General features: G+C 68.5%; 19 protein-coding genes. 12 read left to right on the top strand and 7 right to left on the bottom strand.

The window, feature by feature from the left end; all coding sequences use genetic code 11:
• Positions 1-158: 158 nt before the first annotated feature.
• Together AC07OC_RS14650 and AC07OC_RS14655 are read right to left on the bottom strand one after the other, a co-directional pair.
• Positions 159-1070, bottom strand: coding sequence for a LysR family transcriptional regulator (locus AC07OC_RS14650; protein ID WP_218295624.1), 912 nt, complete (start codon positions 1068-1070; stop codon positions 159-161).
• A gap of 103 nt (positions 1071-1173) precedes the next feature.
• Positions 1174-1311 carry a hypothetical protein gene (locus AC07OC_RS14655; RefSeq protein WP_218340085.1) on the bottom strand — a complete coding sequence of 46 codons (138 nt, stop codon included), beginning with the start codon at positions 1309-1311 and terminating at the stop codon, positions 1174-1176.
• On the opposite strand from AC07OC_RS14655, the gene amaB reads away from it, so the two are divergent.
• The 8 genes from amaB to AC07OC_RS14695 all read left to right on the top strand — a co-directional run bounded on the left by amaB (position 1310) and on the right by AC07OC_RS14695 (position 11474).
• Positions 1310-2845, top strand: a complete 1536-nt coding sequence (gene amaB / locus AC07OC_RS14660; protein WP_218295623.1) for an L-piperidine-6-carboxylate dehydrogenase — start codon at positions 1310-1312, stop codon at positions 2843-2845. The two genes, AC07OC_RS14655 and amaB, sit on opposite strands and share 2 nt — an antisense overlap.
• 23 nt (positions 2846-2868) lie before the next feature.
• Complete coding sequence (locus AC07OC_RS14665; RefSeq protein WP_218340086.1) at positions 2869-4059, top strand: NAD(P)/FAD-dependent oxidoreductase; 1191 nt, start codon at positions 2869-2871, stop codon at positions 4057-4059.
• Positions 4060-4156: 97 nt separating this feature from the next.
• Positions 4157-5068, top strand: a complete 912-nt coding sequence (locus tag AC07OC_RS14670) for an amino acid ABC transporter substrate-binding protein (protein ID WP_218340087.1) — start codon at positions 4157-4159, stop codon at positions 5066-5068.
• Positions 5065-6291 carry a pyridoxal phosphate-dependent aminotransferase gene (locus AC07OC_RS14675; protein WP_218295620.1) on the top strand — a complete coding sequence of 409 codons (1227 nt, stop codon included), beginning with the start codon at positions 5065-5067 and terminating at the stop codon, positions 6289-6291. Before AC07OC_RS14670 ends, AC07OC_RS14675 begins: the two co-directional genes overlap by 4 nt.
• 48 nt (positions 6292-6339) lie before the next feature.
• Positions 6340-8040: a thiamine pyrophosphate-binding protein gene (locus tag AC07OC_RS14680; protein WP_218340088.1), complete on the top strand. Its 1701-nt coding sequence runs from the start codon at positions 6340-6342 to the stop codon at positions 8038-8040.
• A 76-nt stretch (positions 8041-8116) separates the two neighbouring features.
• The gene (locus AC07OC_RS14685) at positions 8117-9406 is read left to right on the top strand and encodes a Y-family DNA polymerase (protein ID WP_492244149.1); all 1290 of its coding nucleotides are present in this window, start codon (positions 8117-8119) and stop codon (positions 9404-9406) included.
• 151 nt (positions 9407-9557) lie between these two features.
• Positions 9558-11117, top strand: coding sequence for a methyl-accepting chemotaxis protein (locus AC07OC_RS14690; RefSeq protein ID WP_492253639.1), 1560 nt, complete (start codon positions 9558-9560; stop codon positions 11115-11117).
• 90 nt (positions 11118-11207) lie between these two features.
• A complete protein-coding gene (locus AC07OC_RS14695) occupies positions 11208-11474 on the top strand; it encodes a hypothetical protein (RefSeq protein ID WP_218295616.1) in 267 nt (88 codons plus the stop codon).
• Between the two features lie 17 nt (positions 11475-11491).
• Here AC07OC_RS14695 and queF read toward each other — a convergent pair whose 3' ends face one another.
• The 4 genes from queF to AC07OC_RS14715 all read right to left on the bottom strand — a co-directional run bounded on the left by queF (position 11492) and on the right by AC07OC_RS14715 (position 17450).
• Complete coding sequence (gene queF / locus AC07OC_RS14700) at positions 11492-12337, bottom strand: NADPH-dependent 7-cyano-7-deazaguanine reductase QueF (protein WP_218340091.1); 846 nt, start codon at positions 12335-12337, stop codon at positions 11492-11494.
• A 57-nt stretch (positions 12338-12394) separates the two neighbouring features.
• Complete coding sequence (locus AC07OC_RS14705) at positions 12395-13306, bottom strand: 2OG-Fe(II) oxygenase (RefSeq protein WP_218340092.1); 912 nt, start codon at positions 13304-13306, stop codon at positions 12395-12397.
• A 35-nt stretch (positions 13307-13341) separates the two neighbouring features.
• Positions 13342-14127: a peroxide stress protein YaaA gene (gene yaaA, locus AC07OC_RS14710; RefSeq protein ID WP_218340093.1), complete on the bottom strand. Its 786-nt coding sequence runs from the start codon at positions 14125-14127 to the stop codon at positions 13342-13344.
• A gap of 188 nt (positions 14128-14315) precedes the next feature.
• Positions 14316-17450, bottom strand: coding sequence for an Rne/Rng family ribonuclease (locus AC07OC_RS14715; protein ID WP_494601598.1), 3135 nt, complete (start codon positions 17448-17450; stop codon positions 14316-14318).
• Positions 17451-18048: 598 nt separating this feature from the next.
• Here AC07OC_RS14715 and AC07OC_RS14720 point away from each other — a divergent pair.
• From AC07OC_RS14720 to AC07OC_RS14735, 4 genes are all read left to right on the top strand, one after another.
• On the top strand, positions 18049-19062 hold the full coding sequence (locus tag AC07OC_RS14720) for an RluA family pseudouridine synthase (RefSeq protein ID WP_218295611.1): 1014 nt from the start codon (positions 18049-18051) through the stop codon (positions 19060-19062).
• Positions 19063-19082: 20 nt separating this feature from the next.
• Positions 19083-19757: an HAD family hydrolase gene (locus AC07OC_RS14725; RefSeq protein WP_218340095.1), complete on the top strand. Its 675-nt coding sequence runs from the start codon at positions 19083-19085 to the stop codon at positions 19755-19757.
• A gap of 32 nt (positions 19758-19789) precedes the next feature.
• The gene (locus AC07OC_RS14730) at positions 19790-20167 is read left to right on the top strand and encodes a Rieske (2Fe-2S) protein (RefSeq protein ID WP_218340096.1); all 378 of its coding nucleotides are present in this window, start codon (positions 19790-19792) and stop codon (positions 20165-20167) included.
• A gap of 101 nt (positions 20168-20268) precedes the next feature.
• Positions 20269-21315: a S49 family peptidase gene (locus AC07OC_RS14735; RefSeq protein WP_218340097.1), complete on the top strand. Its 1047-nt coding sequence runs from the start codon at positions 20269-20271 to the stop codon at positions 21313-21315.
• Positions 21316-21479: 164 nt separating this feature from the next.
• On the opposite strand, the gene AC07OC_RS14740 is transcribed toward AC07OC_RS14735, so the two are convergent.
• Complete coding sequence (locus tag AC07OC_RS14740; RefSeq protein ID WP_494601600.1) at positions 21480-22580, bottom strand: toxin-antitoxin system YwqK family antitoxin; 1101 nt, start codon at positions 22578-22580, stop codon at positions 21480-21482.
• Positions 22581-22638: the final 58 nt, after the last annotated feature.

Raw genomic sequence — 22638 nt, forward strand, 5'->3', positions numbered from 1 at the left:
GAGCTGAATGACGGCCTGCCGGTGCGCGGCCCGGGCGCCGGGTACCCGGTGCTGCCACTTCACTTTTCATAGCTGCCAGCGCTTTAGCCAAAAGGGCTGGAGGCATTTTTATTCAAAAATTCCATGGACCCGGTGGTGCAGGGGCGTCGCGCCGGTCCTCAGCCTTGGGCTTGCCGCTGGCCTGCGCATTCCCCCACCACCCAGTCCCTGAACGCCTTCACCAGCGGCGTCTGCGCGCGCGCCTCCGGGTACACGAGGTAGTACGCATCGGTGCTGGTCAGTACCGTGCCCGACAGCTCCACCAGGCTGCCCGCCGCCAGTTCCTGCTCGATCAGGAAACGCGGCAGCAGCGCCGCGCCCAGGTGCGAGACGGCGGCCTGGGCGATCATGGCGAAGTGTTCGGACTGGGGGCCGCGCAGGGCCAGGGCCGTGGGGGCGCCCACCAGCTCGAACCACTCGGCCCACTGGGTGGGGCGCGTGCTTTGCTGCAGCAGCACCACGCGGGTCAGATCCTGTGGCGTGCGGATGTGGTGGCGGTCGCGGTAGGCGGGGCTGCACACGGGCACCGTCTCTTCGTGCATCAGGTATTCGCACACGGCACCCGCCCAGTGCGGCGCACCGAAGTGGATGGCCGCGTCGAACGGTGTTCCCGCGAAATCAAAGGGCTCGGTGCGGGCCGAAAAATTGACCATGGCCTCGGGGTGCTGGGCCATGAAGCCGCCCAGGCGTGGTATGAGCCAGCGGGTGCCCAGCGTGGGCAGCACGGCCAGGTTGAGCAGGCCGTCGGTGCTCGCGAACGCCATGGCCTTCTGCGTGCTGGCCGACAGCTGCTGCAGCACGGCCAGCACGTCGGCGGCGTAGACGCGGCCCGCGTCGGTGAGCACCACGCGCTGGCGCACGCGGTGGAAGAGGGCGGTGCCCAGTTGCTCCTCCAGCTGGCGGATCTGGCGTGACACGGCGCTTTGCGTGAGGTGCAGCTCCTCGGCCGCGCGCGACACGCTCTGGTGGCGGGCAGCCGTTTCAAAGGCCAGCAGATCGGCGGTGGATGGCAGGAAGGAGCGGCGCAGCATGGTCATGCGTGGGGGGAATGATCGGCGGTGGCCCAGGCAAGGCCTTTCAAGTCCGTGGCACTGATGCGGTGTGCGGTGCGGGCTACTGCTATTTTCAGGTACTTCATTCCAATTTGTGATCAAGTAGTTCCATTTTTTTGCTATCCAGCGCGGCAGGATTGGCGGATATTGGCGCCTTCATTGCGTGTTTTCTCCTGCGCTGCCCCTTTTTCCTGCCCTTCTGATCCTTGCGAGCCGCCATGTCCGCCACTCCTGCCGCCACCCCCCTCGTGACCGAAGTCGATCAATTGCTGCAACGCCTGGGCGTGCCCCGCGCGGGCTACACCGGGGGCACGCTGGCCGCCCGCTCGCCCATCACGGGCGAGGTGCTGGCCCGGGTGCCGCAGCACGGCCCCGCCGAGGCGACCGCCGCCATCGGCCGTGCGCATGCGGCCTTCCAGGCGTGGCGCAACGTGCCTGCGCCGCGCCGGGGCGAGCTGGTGCGCCTGCTGGGCGAAGAGCTGCGCGCCGCCAAGGCGGACCTGGGACTGCTCGTCACCATCGAGGCGGGCAAGATTCCGTCCGAAGGCCTGGGCGAGGTGCAGGAGATGATCGACATCTGCGACTTCGCGGTGGGCCTGTCGCGCCAGCTGTATGGCCTGACGATTGCCACCGAGCGCCCCGGCCACCGCATGATGGAAACCTGGCACCCGCTGGGCGTGTGCGGCGTGATCTCGGCCTTCAACTTCCCGGTGGCCGTGTGGTCGTGGAACGCGGCGCTGGCGCTGGTGTGTGGTGATTCGGTGGTGTGGAAGCCGTCCGAAAAGACCCCGCTCACGGCCCTGGCCACGCACGCCATCGCGCAGCGTGCCATCGCGCGGTTTGGTGCCGACGCGCCCGAAGGCCTGCTGGAGTTGATCGTGGGCCAGCGCGACATTGGCGAGGTGCTGGTGGATGACGCCCGCGTGCCCGTGCTGTCAGCCACGGGCTCCACCGCCATGGGCCGCGCGGTGGGCCCGCGCCTGGCGGCACGTTTTGCGCGCGGCATCCTGGAGCTGGGCGGCAACAATGCCGCCATCGTGGCCCCCACGGCCGACCTGGACCTGGCGCTGCGCGGCATCGCGTTCGCCGCCATGGGCACGGCGGGCCAGCGCTGCACCACGCTGCGCCGCCTGTTCGTGCACGACAGCATCTACGATCAGTTGGTCCCCCAGCTGGCCAAGGTGTACGCCAACGTGCAGGTGGGCGACCCGCGCACCGCCGGCACGCTGGTGGGCCCGCTGATCGACCGCATGGCCTTTGAAGGCATGCAAAAGGCGCTGGAACAAAGCCGTGCGCTGGGTGCCGCGGTGCACGGCGGCGGCCGCGTGGAAGGTTTGGGTGGTGCGGACGCGTACTACGTGCGCCCTGCCCTGGTGGAGCTGCAAAGGCATGACGGCCCCGCGCTGCACGAAACCTTCGCGCCCATCCTGTACGTGGTGCGCTACAGCACGCTGGACGAGGCCATCGCGATGAACAACGCCGTGGGCGCGGGCCTGTCGTCGTCGATCTTCACGCTCAATGTGCGCGAGGCCGAGCTGTTCATGTCGGCAGCCGGCTCGGACTGCGGCATTGCCAACGTGAACATCGGCCCGAGCGGCGCGGAAATCGGCGGCGCGTTTGGCGGCGAGAAGGAAACCGGCGGCGGGCGCGAGGCGGGCTCCGACAGCTGGAAAGCCTACATGCGCAGGGCGACGAACACCATCAACTATTCCACGGCACTGCCGCTGGCGCAGGGCGTGACCTTCGACGTGTGAGCAGCGCAGTGGCAAGCGCTTTCATGCCGGCTGAAACGCCACCCATCGTCGTCATCGGTGGCGGCGTCATCGGCAGCGCCATCGCGTACTTCCTGACGCTGCAGCAGCCGGGCTGCGCGGTGGTGGTGGTCGAGCGGGACCCGACCTATGCGCGCGCATCGTCCGCGCTGTCGGCCAGCTCCATCCGCCAGCAGTTCTCCACCGACATCAATGTCCAGATCTCGGCCTATGGCATCGGCTTTCTGCGCAATGTGAACACACTGCTGGCCTGCAGCGGCGACGCGCCGGATGTGAGCCTGCACGAGGGCGGCTACCTGTACCTGGCCACCCAGGCGGGCGAGGCCACGCTGCGCGAGAACCATGCGCTGCAAAAGCGGCACGGCGCCGATGTGGCGCTGCTCGGCCCGCAGCAGCTGGCCGGGCGCTTTCCGTGGCTGGCGCTGCAGGACGTGGTGCTGGGGTCGCTCGGGCTGTCGGGCGAGGGCTGGTTCGACGGCTACCTGCTGCTGAGCGCGCTGCGCAAGAAGGCGCAGAGCCAGGGCGTGCGCTACGTGGCCGATGAGGCCGTGGGCCTGGACCTGGTGGCTAGCGATGGCGTGCGGCATGTGCGTGCCGTCCGCCTGAAAAGCGGTGGCGAGCTGCCGTGCCGCTTTGCGGTGAACGCGGGTGGCCCCTGGGCCGCGGCCATCGCGGGCTGGGCGGGCATCGGCCTGCCCGTGGTGGGCAAGCGCCGCACGGTGTTCCACCTGGCCAGCCCCGCGGCGCTGCCGGGCTGCCCGCTGCTCATCGACACCAGCGGCATCTGGCTGCGGCCCGAGGGCTCGGGCTTCATCTGCGGCTTTGCACCGCAGGCTGGCGACGATGCCGACTTTGCGCCGTTGGAGCCGGAGCACCACGCTTTTGAAGACCACGTGTGGCCTGCCCTGGCCGAGCGCATTCCGGGCTTCGAGGCACTGCGCATGCAGGGCGCCTGGGCGGGCTACTACGAGATGAACACTTTCGACCACAACGCCATCGTGGGCCTGCATCCGACGTGCGACAACCTGGTGTTCGCCAACGGGTTCTCGGGCCATGGCCTGCAGCAGTGCCCTGCCGTGGGGCGCGGCCTGGCCGAGCTGATGCTGACGGGGCGCTACCAGAGCCTGGACCTGTCGCCGCTGTCCATCGAGCGCATCGCGCGCAACGAGCCGCTGCTGGAGAAGAACGTCATCTGAACCCAGGAGCCCCGCACCGGGGCCCCGCCCATCCGGCCCTTCCTCTTTTTCGACGCTTTCCCACCTGCCAACCACAACACAACCGGAGACAACGACCATGGCAATTTCCCGCAAGACATTCACCGCGCTCGCTGCAGGGCTCGCACTGGCCTGCACGGCCTTCGTGCCCGCGCAGGCGCAACCCGCCATGCCCACGCTGGAGAAGATCAAGGCATCGGGCAAGGCGGTGCTGGGCGTGCGCGAGACCTCGCCGCCCATGGCCTACGCGCTGGGCGCGAATGAAAAATACGTGGGCTACCACGTGGAGCTGTGCGAGCGCGTGCTCAAGGAAATCGTGCCCGACGCGAAGCTCGAGTACATGGCCGTGACGGCGCAGAACACGATGCCGCTGGTGCAGAACGGCACGCTGGACATCGGCTGCGGCCCCACCACCAACAACCTGGCGCGCCAGCAGCAGGTGGCTTTTGCCGTGACCACCTATGTGAGCGAGGTGCGCATGGCGGTGCGCAAGGATTCGGACCTGAAGTCCATCAGCCAGCTGGGCAACCGCACGATTGCGGCCTCCACCGGCACCACGGCCGTGCAGCTGCTGCGCAAGCAGGAGCGCACGCTGGGCGCACCCGTCAAGACGGTGCTGGGCAAGGACCACCACGAGAGCTTCATGCTGCTCGAATCCGGCCGCGCTGATGCGTTCGTGCTGGACGACAACCTGCTGGCGGGCCTGATCTCCAACTCCAAGGACCCGTCGGCCTACCGCATCGTGGGCGAGCCGCTGGGCGCCGAGCCGATCGCGCTGCTGTTCCGCAAGGACGACCCCACCTTCAAGGCCGCGGTGGACGGCGTGCTCACCCGGCTGATGCAGAGCGGCGAGATGGAAAAGATCTACACCAAGTGGTTCGTGAACCCCATTCCGCCCAAGAACATGAGCCTGAATTTGCCGCTGGGCACCACGCTGCGCCAGCTGTTCTCCGCACCCAACGACAAGCCCCTGGAGTCCTACCAGCAATGAACGCCGCCATCCCCGCCACAGCCTTTCGCGCGGCCGACCGCATCAGCGCCATCGGTGTGTCGGACATCGTGCGCATCACCCAGGCCGCCAATGAATTGAAGCGCCAGGGTCAGCCCGTGATCGTGCTGGGCCTGGGCGAGCCGGACTTCGACACGCCGATCCACATCCAGGAGGCCGCGCAGCGCGCCATGGCGCGGGGCGACACGCACTACACGGTGCTGGACGGCACGCCGGAGCTCAAGGCCGCGATCCAGCTCAAGTTCCGCCGCGACAACGGCCTCGCGTTCGCCACCCACGAGATCACTGTGGGCGCCGGTGCCAAGCAGGTCATCTACAACGCGCTGATGGCCAGCCTGAACCCGGGCGACGAGGTGATCCTGCCCGCGCCGTACTGGACCTCGTACGCCGACATGGTGCTGATCGCGGGCGGTGTGCCCGTGGTGGTGCCGTGCAGCGAAGACAACGGCTTTCGCATTACGGAGCAAGAGCTGGATGCCGCCATCACGCCGCGCACGCGCTGGGTGTTCATCAACTCGCCGTCCAACCCCAGCGGCACGGCCTACAGCGCCGAGCAACTGCGGCCCCTTCTGGAGGTGGTGCTGCGCCACCCGCGGGTGTGGGTGCTGGCGGACGACATCTACGAACACATCCTGTACGACGGCCATGCGTTCGCCACGCCGGTGGTCGTGCTGCCCGCGCTGCGCGAGCGCACGCTCACGGTGAACGGCGTGTCCAAGTCGTACGCCATGACGGGCTGGCGCATCGGCTACGGCGCGGGCCCGCGTGCGCTGATCGCGGCCATGGCGGTGGTGCAGAGCCAGGCGACGTCGTGCGCGTCGTCCATCAGCCAGGCGGCGGCGGTGGCGGCGCTCACCGGTCCGCAGGACGTGGTGGCCGAGCGCTGCCGCGAGTTCCAGGCGCGGCGCGACCTCGTGGTGGCTTCGCTCAATGCATCGCCGGGCCTGCGCTGCCGCGTGCCCGAGGGTGCGTTCTACACCTTTGCCAGCTGCGAAGGCGTGCTGGGCCGCACCACGCCGGGCGGCGCGCTGCTGCGCACGGATGCCGATTTTTGCGACTACCTGTTGCGCGAGTTCCACGTGGCCGTGGTGCCGGGCAGCGTGCTGGGGCTGGCGCCGTATTTCCGTATCTCGTACGCTGCCAGCATGGCCGACCTGCAGGAGGCCTGCACACGTATCCGCCGTGCGTGCGAGGCACTGCGCTGACCCACCTGTTTTCCTCGTTTGATATTTTCCCGTTCCGGACCTTTTGACATGACCACGCCTTCCACCTCCAGCCCCGCCCCAAGCCGCACCGGCGGCCAGATCCTGGTGCAGCAGCTCATCACCCATGGCGTCAAGCAGCTGTTCTGCGTGCCGGGCGAGAGCTACCTGGCTGTGCTCGATGCCCTGCACGATGCAGACATCGGCGTGACGGTGTGCCGCCAGGAAGGCGGCGCGGCCATGATGGCCGAGGCGCAGGGCAAGCTCACGGGGCAGCCAGGCATCTGCTTCGTGACGCGCGGGCCGGGCGCCACCAATGCGTCGGCCGGGGTGCACATCGCGCACCAGGACTCGACCCCGATGATCCTGTTCGTGGGGCAAGTGGCGCGCGGCGCCATGGGGCGCGAGGCGTTCCAGGAGCTCGACTACAGCGCGGTCTTCGGCACCATGGCCAAGTGGGTGGTGCAGATCGACGACCCGGCGCGCGTGCCCGAACTCATCTCGCGCGCCTTCCACGTTGCCACCTCGGGCCGCCCCGGCCCGGTGGTGGTGGCGCTGCCCGAAGACATGCTGACGGAGGCCGCCACCGTGGCCGACGCGCAGCCCTACCAGGTCACCGAGACCCACCCCGGCGCCGCGCAGATGGCAGAGCTGGCCCAGCGCCTGCAGGCCGCCCAGAGCCCCGTGGCCATCCTGGGCGGCAGCCGCTGGTCCGAACAGGCGGTGCGCGAGTTCACGGCGTTTGCCGAGGCGTGGTCCATTCCGGTGTACTGCTCGTTCCGCCGGCAGATGCTGTTTGCCGCCACCCACGCCTGCTACGGCGGCGACCTGGGCCTCGGCGTGAACCCCAAGCTGCTGGCGCGCATCCGCGCGTCCGACCTGGTGCTGGTGGTGGGCGGGCGCCTGTCCGAAGTGCCGTCGCAGGGCTACGAGCTGTTCGGCATCCCCACGCCCGCACAGCCCCTGGTGCATGTGCATGCCGATGCCGATGAACTGGGCAAGCTCTACCGCCCCACGCAGGCCATCCACGCCACGCCGCAGGCCTTCGCCGCGGCATTGGATGCCGTGCGCCCTGCGGCGCCGGTGCCGTGGAAGGCTCACACCGAAGCCGCCCATGCCGACTATCTGGCCTGGAGCGACACCGCGCCCATCCGCATCCCCGGTGATCTGCAGATGGGCCAGGTGATGCAGCACCTCAAGGACGTGCTGCCCGCCGACACCATCTTCTGCAACGGCGCGGGCAACTTCGCCACGTGGGTGCACCGCTTCTGGCCCTTCACCACCTATGCCAGCCAGCTCGCGCCCACCAGCGGGTCGATGGGCTACGGGCTGCCGGCCGGCGTGGGCGGCAAGCGCCTGTGGCCGCAGCGCGAGGTGGTGATCTTCGCGGGTGACGGCGACTTCCTGATGCACGGCCAGGAGTTCGCGACCGCCGTGCAGTACGGCCTGCCGATCATCGTGGTGCTGCTGGACAACGCCATGTACGGCACCATCCGCATGCACCAGGAGCGCGAGTACCCGGGCCGCGTGAGCGCCACGCAGCTCAAGAACCCCGACTTCAAGGCCTACGCCCAGGCGTTCGGCGGCCACGGCGAGCGCGTCGAGCGCACCGAAGACTTCGCCCCCGCCCTGGCCCGCGCGCGGGCCAGCGGCCTGCCCAGCGTGCTGCACTGCCTGATGGACCCCGAGGCGATCACGCCCACGGGAACGCTGCAGGGCCTGCGCAACGCGGCGCTCGCCAAGAAGCAATAGACACAATCAATACCGCAGCCCAAACCCTGTGGTCGGCCGGGCGGCTGACAGCAGGGTGCCTGCGCTTTTGCGCACAATGGAGGCCGTGACCTCCGCACCGCCCGACGAGCCCTCCGCACCGCGCCTGCGCCGCATCGCGCACCTCGACATGGATGCCTTCTTCGCATCCGTCGAGCTGCTGCGCTACCCCCAGCTCAAGGGCCTGGCCGTGGTCATCGGCGGCGGGCGGCGCAAGGTGGACGAGCTGCTGCACCAGAGCCCCGATGGCCAGGGCCTGCGCGAGCCGCATTTCATCCCGGTGGCCGACTTTCCCCTGCTCAAGGACTATGTGGGCCGGGGCGTCATCACCACCGCCACCTACGCGGCGCGGCAGTTCGGCGTGGGCTCGGCCATGGGCATGATGAAGGCGGCCAGGCTGTGCCCTCATGCCATCGTGCTGCCCGTGGATTTCGACGAAGTGCGCCGCTTTTCGCGCCTGTTCAAGAGCACCATCACCGACATCGCTCCGGTGATGCAGGACCGGGGCGTGGACGAGGTCTACATCGACTTCACCGACGTGCCCGGGGGCCAGCGCGAAGGAGGCAGGGTGCTGGCACGGCTCATCCAGAAGAGGATCTTCGACGTGACGGGGCTGACCTGCTCCATCGGCGTGGCCCCCAACCGGCTGCTGGCCAAGATGGCCAGCGAGTTCAACAAGCCCAATGGCATCTCCATCGTCTATGAGTCGGATCTGCAGGCGAAGATCTGGCCGCTCAACGTGCGCAAGATCAACGGCATCGGCCCCAAGGCGGGTGAGAAGCTGGCGCGCCTGGGCATCGAGACCATCGGCCAGCTGGCGGCGCAGGATGAACAGTGGCTGATGGGGCACTTCGGCAAATCGACGGGAGCGTGGATGCACCGGGTGTCCTGGGGGCGGGACGACAGCCCCGTGGTGACCGAAAGCGAACCCGTGAGCATGAGCCGCGAGACCACCTTCGACCGCGACCTGCACGCCGTGCGCGACAAGGCGGAGCTGGGCGCGATCTTCACCGACCTGTGCCTGCGCCTGGCCGAAGACCTGCAGCGCAAGGGCTATGTGGCGCGCACCATCGGCATCAAGCTGCGCTACGACGACTTCAAGATCGCCACGCGCGACCACACCGCGGGCATCTACACGGCGGACGGCGCCACCATCCGCCAGCTGGCGGGGCAGTGCCTCAAGCGCGTGCCGCTGGACAAGCGCCTGCGCCTGCTGGGGGTACGGGCCAGCACGCTGGCGCGGCGCGGGGAAGAGCCGGTGCTGGAGCCACGCACACCGGTGCCGGCCGGCGGCCGGGGGCGGCGGCCCGGCGCGCAGGCCACCATGGAAACCGGTCAGCTTTTCTAGGCCCGAGGCTGCGCCCGGGGCCGCCCGTTCTCGGGGCACCGCCGCAATTCTTTTGGTGCCAGACGGTGTGATCGGCAGGTAGACTTGATCGGTATCAAGCGGTAGCGGACCGCGCCGCCTGCCGACGATGCGGGCCCATCAGGAGCTTTTCATGCGCATCAACCTGCCGGTGACCCAGCAGAATTTCGACTACCCCGGCGATGAGCTGCTGGTGTCCAGCACCAACACCAAGGGCGAGATCACGCACTGCAACCCCGCCTTCGTGCGCGTGAGCGGGTACAGCCACGACGAGCTTGTCGGCCAGCCCCACAACATCATCCGCCACCCCGACATGCCCGCCGAGGCCTACAAGGACTTGTGGCGCACCGTCGGCCGGGGGGAGCCCTGGACGGGGCTGGTGAAAAACCGCCGCAAGAATGGCGACCACTACTGGGTGCGGGCCAATGTCACGCCCATCATGGAGGGGGGCAAGCCCCGCGCCTACATGTCGGTGCGCACCAAGCCCAGCGCGGCGGAGTCCGATGCCGCCGAGGCCCTGTATGCGCAGATGCGCCGCGATGCGGCCTCGGGCGCGCGCAGTTTCTACCTGGACGCCGGCAACCTGCGCTACCGCGGTGTGCGTGGCTGGCGGCAGCGCATGGCGCAAATGGCGTTGCTGCCCCGCATGGCGCTGGTGCTTGGGGTGTTGCTGCTGCTGGCGCTGGTGCCCGACATGCTGGGGCTGCAGGGCCCCGTGGCCTGGGTGACGCGCCTGGTGCTGCTGCTGGTGGGGAGCGGGTGGGCGCTGTGGCGCTACCAGGCCACCGTGCTGCGGGGCGTGCACGATGCGACCCGGTTCGCCTCCGACATCTCGGCATGTAATCTGGCCACCTCGGTCCACGTGGACTATCCACCGCCATTGGGCGCGCTCATGCAGCGGCTGCGGCAGACGCAGGTCAACCTGCGCGCGGTGGTGGGCGATGTGCGCACCGAAGTGCGCAGCTTCACCCAGTCGGCCGCCGAGATTTCGCGCGGCAGCCTGGACCTGTCGGCTCGCACCGAATCGCAGGCGAGCAGCCTGGAGGAAACCGCCGCGTCGATGGAGCAGCTGGCCAGCACCGTGCAGCAGACGGCCGACACCGCCGCCAAGGTGTCGCACGAGAGCGCGCAAAGCAGCGACATCGCCACGCGCGGCGGCCAGGCCGTGCAGGAGGTGGGCGCTGCCATGCAGGAGATGAAGCAGTCGTCCACGCGCATCAGCGAGATCGTGGGCGTGATCGAGGGCATCGCCTTCCAGACCAACCTGCTGGCGCTCAATGCCGCCGTGGAGGCGGCCCGCGCGGGCGAGCAGGGCCGGGGCTTTGCCGTGGTGGCGGGGGAGGTCCGGGCCCTGGCGCAGCGCAGCGCCAGCTCGGCCAAGGAGATCAGCGGCCTGATCGGCGCGACGGTGAACCAGATCGCCAACGGCGCGCAGCAGATGGACCATGCCGGCACCACCATCCAGGGCGTGGTCAACGCCGTCGGGCGGGTGAGCACGCTGGTGCAGCAGATCAGCAGCGCGACCAAGGAGCAGTCCCAGGGCATCGCCCAGGTCAACGAGGCTGTCACGCAGCTCGACACCGTGACGCAGCAGAACGCGGCGCTGGTGGAGCAGTCGGCGGCATCGGCCCAGGGCCTCAAGGAAAGCGCCCTGTCGCTGGGCCGGTCCGTGGATGTGTTTCGCCTGGGCTAGCGGCCCTGCGCCGTGGCGGGGCGCGCGGTACTTCTTGACGAATTCTTACTGCTAACTTACAGTGAATTTCCCGTTTTCCGGGAGGTTCCCATGACCCTGAACGAGCTGCAACGCATCAAGCAGTGGCATGTCGCGCACAAGGCCGAGCACCCGCTGGAGTACCACCTCTGGGACCTGGTGCTGACGATCTGGATGCTGGGGTGGGTGGGCTGGTTTCCCATCTGCGCCTTTGGCGAGCCCTGGACCGCGCCGGTGTGCCTGGTCGCCATCTTTCTGCCCAGCCTGTATGTGACCTGGCGCACCCGCGCGCATGCGCGCCACACCCTGCGGTGCGACTGGATTGACGCGCGCGGTTAGCGGATCTTTGGAGGGCCTTACTGGCGGGCGGTGCGCACGTTGCGCGGCAGGCCCTGCGGGTGGCTGGTGCGCAGCGGGTTGATGTCCAGGCCGCCCCGGCGCGTGTAGCGCGCATACACGGTGAGCTTGATGGGTTTGCAGCGGGTCCACACGTCCATGAAGATGCGCTCCACGCACTGCTCGTGGAATTCGTTGTGGTTGCGAAAGCTCACCAGGTACTGCAGCAGGCCTTCCTGGTTGATCTGCGGGCCGCTGTAGCTGATCTGCACGCTGCCCCAGTCGGGCTGGCCCGTCACCAGGCAGTTGCTCTTGAGCAGGTTGCTGGTGAGCACTTCGGACACGGGGGCCTCGCCAAACACGGCCGTCAGCAGCTCGGGCGCGGGCTGGTACTGCGTGCATTCCACGTCCAGCCGATCGAGGCTCAGGCCGTCGAGTTCGTGCACGGGCTCCTGGTCGAACAGTTCGGGGCTGAGGAGCCGCACGCCCACGGTGGCCGGGTGCTCCGCGCCGCGCCACACGGCCTCGCTGATGTCGGCACGGACGCGGGCCTGCACCTCGGCCGCATCCGTGAATCGGGTGTTGTTGAAGCTGTTGAGGTAGAGCTTGAACGACTTGCTCTCCACGATGTTGGGGGTCTCGCACGGCACGGTGATGTGCGCCAGCGCCACCTGCGGCTTGCCGCGCTGGTTGAGCCACGACAGCTCGAACGCCGTCCACAGGTCGGCGCCGAAGAACGGCGCGGCGCCGGTGACACCGATCTCGGCCCGCTTGCCCGCGCGGGGGATGGGGAACAGCAGAGAGGCGTCGTACTGGTCGATGTAGGCCGATGCCTTGCCGAGTTGGGATTGTTCCGGGGTGTTCATGGATACTATTAAATTGATAGCTGGTAGCGCAATGTGGATAAGCGCCAGGGCCTGTTTTTATTTGAATTCCCGCTCGCGCAGCCACTTGGTGGCGATCCATTTTTCGCCGGCGATCACCGGGGCGCCGCCATGCAGGGTGCGCGTGGACGGGTGCGGGCGCTCGTAGCTGAAGAACACGGCATTGCCGCGCTGCGGCGCCACTTCCACATGCACATCGGGGAAGGTGGTGCCGCCGCCTTTCTCGGGCGTGTTCAGGTACATCACGAGCGTGCCCACACGCTGGCCGCCGCGCTTGACGATGGTGGGCGTGCCCGGCTCGGCGGGGTCGAAGTAGTCGTAGTGCGGCTTGTATTCGGCGCCGGGGCGGTAGTGCAGCACCTGCAGGCCCTCGCCGTTCTCGATGGGCCAGTTCAGCAGGCGGGCGATGCGCTCCTCGATGCGCTGCAGCAGCGGGCTTTCGCCGCGCTGGAAGAACATGCCGTCGCTCGTGCGGTCGTCGTTGACTTCCTCGCCCCCCGTCTTGGTGGCCACGGTGAGCGAGCGCGCCATGCGCGGCGCGGCGGCGGCGATCAGCGCATCGCATTCTTCGGGCGACAGCAGGTTGCCGAACACCACGATGCGCGGCTGGGCGATCGCCAGCAGCACGTTCACGCTGCGGTCGCCGGCCTCAAGCTGCGCGGGGGATTCGTCCAGCCGCGGCTCGGGCACCGCCACGGCGGGTGGCTGGCCCTGCTGCACGGCCAGTTCGTTGAGGTGGTCCTGCAGCGTGATCTCCAGCGCATCGGCGGCCACGTCCTCATCCCAGCCCGCATCGCGCATGGACTGCAGCACCACGGGCGCGGCATAGCCTGCCTGGGCCTGCTCGATGATCCAGCGGCGCAGCTCGGGCGTGATGGCCTGCCGCGCGGCACCGCGGTCCTGGTGGGTTGCCGTGGTGCTGTCCGGGTGCTGTTCAGAACGCGATGTCATGGCGGTCCTTCAACGTAAGCAGGTTTCTTTCGGGGTTACGGGGCGGGTGCTGCCTTGCGCCGGAATACCAGGCGCTCGGGCCCGGATGATGCCGGGGCAAAGGCATAGCCGTCCAGATCAAACCCTTCCAGCTGGCGGGGTGTGGCAAGGCGGTGCGTGACGGCATGGCGGGCCATGAGGCCGCGCGCGCGCTTGGCGTGGAAGCTGATGATCTTGTAGCCGCCGCCTTTCCAGTCCTCGAACACGCATTCGACCACGCGTGCCTTGAGCGCCTTGCGGTCCACGGCCTTGAAATACTCCTGCGACGCCAGGTTGACCACGACGGGCGTGGTGTCGGCGCGCAGCCGGGTGTTGAGGTGCTCGGCGATCTGGCTGCCCCAGAACTGGTACAGGTTGCTGCCCGCGGCCGTGGCCAGGCGCGTGCCCATCTCCAGCCGGTAGGGCTGCATGCGGTCGAGCGGGCGCAGCACGCCGTACAGGCCGCTCAGGATCGCCACGTGGCGCTGGGCCCAGTCCAGGTCGTCGGCGGTGAGCGCGCGCGCCTGCAGGCCTTCGTACACGTCGCCGTTGAAGGCCAGCAGCGCCTGGCGCGAGTTGGCGGCGGTGAAGCGGGGGCGCCAGGCCTGGTAGCGCGCCACGTTGAGCGCGGCCAGCTTGTCGCTCAGGTCCATGAGCGAGGCGATGTCCTGGGGGGACTGGGTGCGCAGCACCTCGATCAGGGCCGTGGACTGTGGCACGAACTGGGGCGTGGAATGGGGCAGCCCCTCGGGCAGGGGGGTGTCGTAGTCAAGGGATTTGGCAGGGGACAGCAGGAACAGCATGTGGGAGTCCGGGTGGTCCGTGGGGCTCGGAAGGGGAGAAGGCTGGGCGGAGCGAGGCCGGAATGCCGGCAGCGGCCAAAATGGTACCTGCTGCAGGGCCGCCGCAGCGCCAAGGCGTTGTTCAGGGCCCCCAAAACAAGAAGGCGGCCCTGGGCCGCCTTCTTGTTTTCAGGGCCGCAGCCGGTGGATCAGGCCGCCGGCGGCTGCTCGAAAGGCAGGGTCATCGCCGACAGGTCGCGGCGGGTTTCCACCAGCACCAGCGGGCCTTCGTCCAGCACGACCGCGGGCGGCCGTTCGCGTGGAACGCGGATGGGTTGCGGTTCGGCGGCGATCGCCGCCTGCACGGCGGCGATCTTGCCCGCGTCCGAGTTCACCCATTGCAGCCCCGACGAGGCGGCAACCTGCTGGAGCTCGTCGACCGGCAGCGTGAAGGACTGGACACGGGGCATGCCGTTGGCGGCAGCCGCCGCAGCAGCAACCGCCACCGGGGCTGGCGCGGGCGCGGCAACGGGTGCGGCCGGGGGCGCCACGGGTGCCGCGGCAGCAGGGGCCGTGGCGGCCACCGGAGCAGCCACGGGCGCTGGCGCTGCAGCCGCCACCGGGGCGGCAGCCGGAGCCTCGGCCACGGCGGCCTCCACCGGTGCGGCGGGGGCGCTGAAGTAGCTGCGGCGTGGAGCCTCATCCTGCTCCGGCGCCGGTTCGGCCTGGGGTGCGGCGACGGCGGTGGGATCGAAGTCCAGCATCGCCGGTGCCGCTGCCGTGGTCTCGGCGCTGTCGCGAGGACCTCGCTCGCCGCGTTCGCGGCGGTCACGGCCGTAGCGGTCGCGCGAGCGGCGCTCGCGGCGCTGCTGCTCTTCGCTGGCCGGGGCGCCATTGCCCGCGGCCACGTCGTTGCCGGACAGGTCCAGGTCGGGCAGCGATGCCAGCGGGGCGGTGTCGACGAAGTCGCCCGCGGCCGGCGCGGTGCTCTCCTGCGCTTCGACAGCACGGGGCGTGCGTTCGCCGCGCTCTGCACGGTCTCCACGTTCGCGGCGGCCGGAGCCTTCGCCACGGTCACGGCGCGGACCGCGCTCGCCGCGCGGCTGCTGGCCCGCTTCCGCGCTGTTGCCGTTCGGACCTTCCACCTGCGCCTGCGCGGCAGCGGTGTTGTCGCCGTTCAGTCCGGCGGCCTGGTTGCGGGGCTCTGCGTCGCGGCGGCCACGGCCACCGTCACGCCCGTTGCGGCCTTCGCGTCCCTCGCGGGCTTCGCCTTCGGGGCGGCGGTCGGTGTCGCGGGGTGGGCGGCCCTCGGCGTCGCGCGGAGCGCGGCCTTCGGCCGAGCGCTCGCCACGGCGGCCGCGGCCTTCGCTGGCGCCTTCGCGGTTGCCTCCATCACGGCCGCCTTCGCGTTGGCCTTCCCGGTTGCCATCGCGGCCACCACGGCGGCCACGGCCTTCGCCGTTGCGGCCATCGCGGCGGGGCTCGCCGCGGCCCGTGGTTTCAGGTGTGGCGGCGGGGGCAGGGGCTGCTGCCACCGGTGCGGGGGCTGCCGGTGCATCGCCAAAGCCGAACAGGCTCTTGAGCCATGCAAAGAAGCCTTGCTCCTGCGGCGCGGCGGCGGCAGCGGGCGCTGGCGCAGCCACGGGGGCCTGGGCGGGTGCCGCGGGCGCGGCAGCGGGGCGCTGGCCGGCGCGGGGTGGGCGGGCCGCGCCTTCGGGGCGGGGCTCGGCCACGGGGGCGGGAGCATCGGGCAGCACGCCCTTGATGACGGGGGTCTGCTTGTTGGTGGGCTCCTGCGAGCGGCGCGTCACGGCCGTGGGGTCTTCCACTTCCTCGGCGAGCTTGTAGCTGGCTTCGATGTGGTCCAGGCGCGGATCGTCGTGCTTGAGGCGTTCCAGGCGGTAGTTGGGGGTTTCCAGCGTCTTGTTGGGCACCATCAGCACGGCCACGCGCTGCTTGAGTTCGATCTTGGCGATCTCGGTGCGCTTTTCGTTGAGCAGGAACGAGGCCACTTCCACCGGCACCTGGCAGTGCACGGCGGCCGTGTTGTCCTTCATGGACTCTTCCTGGATGATGCGCAGGATCTGCAGGGCCGAAGATTCGGTGTCGCGGATATGGCCCGAGCCGCCGCAGCGCGGGCAGGGGATGGACGAGCCTTCGGACAGCGCGGGCTTGAGGCGCTGGCGGCTCATCTCCATGAGGCCGAACTTGCTGATGGTGCCGAACTGCACGCGGGCGCGGTCCTGGCGCAGCGCGTCGCGCAGGCGGTTTTCCACTTCGCGGCGGTTCTTGCTCTCCTCCATGTCGATGAAGTCGATCACGATCAGGCCGCCCAGGTCGCGCAGGCGCATCTGGCGCGCCACTTCGTCGGCGGCTTCCAGGTTGGTGCGGGTGGCGGTTTCCTCGATGTCGCCGCCCTTGATGGCGCGGGCCGAGTTCACGTCCACGCTGACCAGCGCTTCGGTGTGGTCGATCACGATGGCGCCGCCCGAGGGCAGTTGCACGGTGCGGGCGTAGGCCGATTCGATCTGGTGCTCGATCTGGAAGCGGCTGAACAGGGCGGCGTCGTCGCGGTAGCGCTTCACGCGGGCGGCATGCTCGGGCATGACGTGCGCCATGAACTGCTGCGCCTGTTCGTAGATGTCGTCGGTATCGATGAGGATGTCACCGATGTCGTTGTTGAAGTAGTCGCGGATCGCGCGGATGACGAGGCTCGATTCCTGATAGATCAGGAAGGCGCCCTTGCCGCCCTTGGCGGCGCCGTCGATGGCGTTCCACAGCTTGAGCAGGTAGTTCAGGTCCCACTGCAGCTCGGGCGCGGTGCGGCCGATGCCGGCGGTGCGCGCGATGATGGACATGCCGTTGGGGTATTCCAGCTGGTCCATCGCCTCCTTGAGCTCGGCGCGGTCCTCGCCCTCGATGCGGCGCGAGACGCCACCGCCACGGGGGTTGTTGGGCATCAGCACCACGTAGCGGCCGGCCAGCGAGACGAAGGTGGTCAGGGCCGCGCCCTTGTTGCCGCGCTCTTCCTTTTCGACCTGGACCAGCAGCTCCTGGCCCTCGCGGATCACTTCATTGATGCGTGCCTGGCTGGGCGAGACACCGGGGATGAAGTAGCTGCGCGAGATTTCCTTGAACGGCAGGAAGCCGTGGCGGTCTTCGCCGTAGTCGACGAAACAGGCTTCCAGCGAAGGCTCGACGCGCGTGACGACGGCCTTGTAGATGTTGCCCTTGCGCTGTTCGCGCCCCTCGATTTCGATTTCGTAGTCGAGGAGCTTCTGTCCGTCGACGATGGCCAGGCGCCGTTCTTCAGGCTGCGTGGCGTTGATGAGCATCCGCTTCATGATGCGATTCCTTCAGTGTTTCGCGGACAGCAGCGGAGCAGCCAACCGTGACCCACGGAGAGGGCTGCGCGGGCTGCCGCCCACAGTTTCCAAACCAATACAACAAGCTCTACAGGAGCTGTGAATGCCTGGACTGACGCATCGAAACGAAGGGAATTGCCGGGAATGCCAAGGGTCTGCCGAGCGCTAGCGCGGCAGGAAAAGGCAGGGGCGCGTGGATGGGGGCGAGTGAGAGTGGCGCAGTTTTGCTACCAAAATAGTAGCGTGTTGCGCTTGCAGGACGGGCGCTGGGGCGGAATGTGCGTGTGCGGCCGGGGGCAACAGCCACCGCCACAAGGTCACCATCCATGCCATCAACAACCACATGCTCGCTTCGATCCGCTGGCAGGCTGCTCCCGGGTAGGGTGCGTCTGCCAGCTTGGGGATTCCGTATCAGTGTTTCAATCTGTCAGCCCGCCGAACGAAGCGCAGGCCACCGCAGGCATCTGGCCTGCAATCTGCGTGCACGACGCCCGCTGGCATCGACCTTCCTGCACGAGGGAAAGGGTTGCGTGGACTAAACTCCAGACAAATCAACCACTTACACAGCAACGCGCAGGTGAAACACATTATAGGGGCCAAACCGCCATCCGACCGCACCACGGCGGCAAGCCCTCCGGCGGCACGCCTGATCGAGGTCGATTCCGATTCCGCGGGCCAGCGGCTCGATAACTTTTTGATACGCCACTTGAAAGGTGTGCCAAAAACGCACGTCTACCGCATCATCCGCAGCGGCGAGGTGCGCATCAACAAAGGCCGCGTGAGTGCCGACACCCGCGTGGAAGCAGGGGACGTGGTGCGCCTGCCTCCTGTTCGAATTTCAGACAAGGTCGCCGAGAAGGCCGAGCGCCCGGCGCCCGCGCGCGAATTTCCCATCCTGCTCGAAGACGAGCACCTCATCGCCATCGACAAGCCGGCCGGCGTGGCGGTGCACGGCGGCAGCGGCGTGAGCTTCGGCGTGATCGAGCAGTTGCGCCAGGCGCGCCCGGCCGCGAAATTCCTGGAGCTGGTGCACCGGCTGGACCGCGAGACCTCGGGCATCCTGCTGGTGGCCAAGAAGCGCTCGGCGCTCACGCACCTGCAGGACCAGTTCCGCGAGCGCGAGACCGGCAAGACCTACCTGGCACTCGTCACGGGTGCCTGGCCCGCCAACAAGAAGGTCATCGACCTGCCGCTGCACAAGTACCTGCAGGCCGACGGGGAGCGCCGTGTGCGCGTGACCACGGCCGACGACCCGGACGGCATGCGCTCCGTCACGCTCGTCAAGGTGCGCAGCTCGGTGCCCCCGCGCCCCGCGCAGGGGCTGCCCGCCATGTCGCTGCTGGAGGTGACCATCAAGACCGGCCGCACCCACCAGATCCGCGTGCACCTGGCCAGCCAGGGGCATGCCATCGTGGGGGACGACAAGTACGGGGATTTCGACCTCAACAAGCGGCTGCAGAAGCTGGGCATGAAGCGCATGTTCCTGCATGCCTGGCGGTTACAGTTCAACCATCCCGCCTCGGGCGAGCGCGTGGCGCTCCATGCCGAGCTGCCGTCCGAACTGGCCGGCTTTGTGCCTTCTCCTGCCTGAAATGGCGCGAACAACCCCCCATGCCCTCCACCACCTCCCGCCCGCGCCGTTTCGATCTCATCGCCTTTGACTGGGACGGCACCCTGTTTGATTCCACCGCCATCATCGTGCGCTGCATCCAGGCGGCGGTTCGCGATGTCGGTGGCACGGTGCCCACCGACAAGGAGGCCGCCTACGTGATCGGCATGGGGCTCATGCAGGCCCTGGCCCATGCCGCTCCCGACGTGCCGCCCGAGAAGTACACCGACCTGGGCAACCGCTACCGGTTCCACTACATCCAGCACCAGGAGGACCTGAGCCTGTTCGACGGCGTGCTGCCGCTGCTGGCCGACCTGCGCGATCGCGGGCACCTGCTGGCGGTGGCCACGGGCAAGAGCCGCCGCGGCCTGGACGATGCGCTGCATTCGGTGGACCTGCGCGGCGTGTTCGATGGCTCGCGCACGGCCGACCAGACCGCGGGCAAGCCGCATCCGCTGATGCTGCAGGAGCTGATGGCCGAGTTCGACGTGCTGCCCGAGCGGCTGCTGATGGTGGGCGACACCACGCACGACCTGCAGATGGCGGTGAATGCCGGCTGCGCCAGCGTGGGGGTGAGCTACGGCGCGCATGAGCCCGAGGTGTTCCATGCGCTCAACCCGCTGCACGTGGCCCATTCGGTGCGCGATCTGCACGACTGGCTGCTGCAATACGCCTGACGGGCGGGCACGATGCGCAAGCGAGCATTCCCATGACGGACCTTCCTGACCGGGCCATTGCGTTGTGCAACAGCGCCGACCTGGCCGACAGCGGCCTGGCCGTCGCGTTTGACGTGGTCTATGCGGGGCAGACCTGCCGGGCCTTTGCCATCCGCTACCGCGGCACGCCCCATGCCTACCTCAACCGCTGCACGCACGTAGCGATGGAAATGGACTACCAGCCCGACCGGTTTTTCGACGACACCGGCCAGTGGCTGCTGTGCGCCACCCATGGTGCGGCCTACCTGCCCAGCACGGGGCAGTGCGCGGGGGGGCCCTGCCGGGGCGGTCTGGTGAAAATTGCCTTGTCGGAAAGCGATGGCGTGGTGCACTGGCATACTGCATACAACCTGCAACCCGTAGAGTTCTAGAAAATCTAGATGAATTACCCTTATGTGCTGTCGTCCGGTGCCTTGCCCGTGCCCTGGACAGGCCGCCCCGGCAAGGCAGGCGCAGCGCCAGGACGCATGACATGACCGACCCCCAACCGCCCGGTTCCCCGGGTTTTGACCCCAAAAGCAACCCAGCGCCCGACCTGTGGGCGCAATCAGCTACGAATTCAGGAGCATCTGTGAGCGACTCATCGCGTGAACCCGGCTGGGAACGCGCCACGCTGGAAAAGCTGGCCTTCTCTGCCCTGCAAGAGCAACGCAGCGCCCGCCGCTGGAAGATATTCTTCCGGCTGGCATGGCTGCTGCTGATCGCCGCCGTTGCCTTCGCCGCCCTGCGCCAGGCGTCGCCCAGCGCCAGCAAGAGCGCGCCGCACACGGCGGTGGTCGACATCAAGGGCGAGATCGCCGCGGGCGCCGAGGCCAGCGCCGAGTTCGTCGTGGCCGCGATGCGCAGCGCGCTGGAGGACGAAGGCTCGCAGGCGCTGGTGCTGCTCATCAATTCGCCCGGCGGCAGCCCGGTGCAGGCCGGCATCATCAACGACGAGATCGTGCGCCTGAAGGCCAAGCACAACAAGCCGATCTATGCCGTGGTGGAGGAAACCTGCGCCTCGGCCGCGTACTACATCGCCGCCGCGGCGGACGACATCTATGTGGACAAGGCCAGCATCGTGGGCAGCATCGGCGTGCTGATGGATGGCTTCGGCTTCACCGGCACCATGGAAAAGCTGGGCGTGGAGCGCCGCCTGCTGACCGCTGGCGAGAACAAGGGCTTTCTCGACCCGTTCAGCCCGCAGACCGAAAAGCAGCGCGCCTACGCGCAGACCATGCTCGACCAGATCCACCAGCAGTTCATCGCGGTGGTGAAGGCTGGGCGCGGCGACCGCCTCAAGACCACGCCCGACACGTTCAGCGGCCTGTTCTGGACCGGCCAGCAGGCCGTGGAAATGGGCCTGGCAGACAAGCTGGGCAACCTGGACTACGTGGCGCGCGAGGTGGTGAAGGCCGAGGACATCATCGACTACACCCGCCGCGACAACGTGGCCGAGCGCCTGGTCAAGCGTTTTGGCGCCGCCATCGGCGTGGGCGCGGTCAAGTCGCTGTCAGTGGCGGGGCCGCAGCTGCGCTGACGCCACCTGATCTGGCCTGCGGGCCACTCGCAGCCAATGCCCTGGGTGGAGATTCCATCCGGGGGCATTTTTGCGTATGGGCGTGTGCGAATGGCGCTGCTGACCGGGCCGTGCAAGCCTCAGGGGCGGCAGGAGGGTGGAGGGGCCGGGGTGTGATGCCTGCTTCAGCTGTCCAGCCCGCCGGCCCTGCGCTGGCGCGAGCCGTCTTCAAGGATGGTGTCGTCCGCCACGAGCTTGCCCGCTTCGTCCCACTGCTTGCGCGCCGTGAGGCGTGTGCGGCCGCGGGCATCGGGGACGGAATACTGCTCTTCCATCGCCGGCCGGCCGTTGTCGTGGAACGCCTGCTGCGTTCCCACGGGCCACTGGTCCTTGGTGAGCTGGTCGCGCCGCAGGAGGCTGCCGTCGTCGCGGTACATCTCGCGCAGCAGGCGGGCCTGCTCGCCGGTGCCGCTCCAGGTGCTGCGTTCGCGCACGGACCCGTTGAGGTACCAGCGCTCCACCTGCACCTCGCGCCCGCCGTCAAAACCGCGCTGCTCGATGAGCTGGCCCGATGCGCCGTAGCGCCGGGTGCTCCACAGAGGGCCCCGGGTGTCGCGCAGCGCGCGCTCGTCGGGGGCGAAAACGCGTTCCTCGCGCAGCACGCTCCTGCCGCCTTCGGTGTGGAAGCTGCGGTGAACGCGCCGGCCTTCCACCACGAGCTGCTGGGCGGAGACGAGGCCGTCGCCGTTCCATTCGGTGGCGCTCAGCAGGCGGCCCTGGTCGTACCGAAGCTGTGCGGTTGGGGTCCCGTTTTCCGCGTGCAGCAGGGTGTCGGTGGCGCCATCGAAGCCGCAGAGCTTGCGGTCTTCGGGCAGCACGCTGGCACGGGGGCAGAGCAGGCGCGTGGGCTGGCCCCTGCCGTTGGTCTCCACATGAAAGAGCTCCTGCCCGTCGCCATGGAACGACACCCGCTCCACGCGGCCGGTGGCATCGAAGCGGCGCACCGCGCCCTGGGTGCGGCCGTTGTCGGCGGTTTCCTCGCGCCGCACCTGGCCGTTGGGCCAGAACTCGGCCACCCGGCCGTGGCTGTTGCCGCGTTCGTTCACCGTGCGCTCGCGCTGCAGGCGGCCTTCGCGGTCGAACATGCGCTCCTGGCCGATGTACTTGCCATTGCGCAGCTCCTGCTCTCGCTGGACATGGCCCGTGTCCTCTTCGCGGCAGCGCACGAGCCCGGACTGTCCGGCCGTTTCGGCGCCGTTGGAGATGTTGATGGCCTTGCCGTTCAATTCACAACGAATAATGGCCTCTGCGCTTGTCATATAAGCGCTACAAGCTATTAAAAAT

The sequence above is a fragment of the Acidovorax sp. GW821-FHT10E04 genome, assembly GCF_059415185.1.